Source organism: Flavobacterium sp. GNP010 (assembly GCF_056428945.1).
In genome coordinates, this window is sequence record NZ_JBWJVK010000138.1 from 1 (window position 1) to 516 (window position 516).

At 33.5% G+C, this 516-nt stretch carries 1 protein-coding gene; it reads left to right on the forward strand.

The genetic code is table 11. From position 1 onward, the window contains the following. Positions 1–77: 77 nt before the first annotated feature. Positions 78–516: DUF4372 domain-containing protein (locus tag AC061C_RS15885; RefSeq protein WP_478291981.1), on the forward strand; the 439-nt coding region annotated here is incomplete at its 3' end.

Genomic DNA, 516 nt, shown 5'->3' on the forward strand with positions numbered 1-516 from the left:
CACTGCTATCCGAAAGTCTAAAATAAAAAGAGCCTTAGAATCCCGTATTTTTGATTTTGCGAAACAAATAATACTTTATGGGACTCTTCAGGCGAAACAAAAATATCAAAAAACCAGTTATTAGACAAATTATTGAACTTGTTCCTAGATGGATGATCGCATCTTGTGCTAAAAAACACAGTTCAGACAAAGGATGTAGTAAGTACAAGACTTACGACCAATTTGTTGCTTTAACTTACGGACAGCTGAATAAGTGCTATACTTTAAATGATATTTCCACTGGAATTGGGGTTAGCGAGACTTTTATTGAAGATTTAGGATTGACTCAAAGTCCAGCAAGATCCACTATGAGTGATGGCAATAAAAAACGAGATTGGAAAGTGTTTGAATCCATATATTATAGGCTTTTGAAACATTATGAAAGGATCTTGAAAAGCGAATCTCAACGTAATATTATCAAAGAGATTAAAGACCAAAATATAAAATTGATTGACAGTACCACAATCAGCCTGTGTT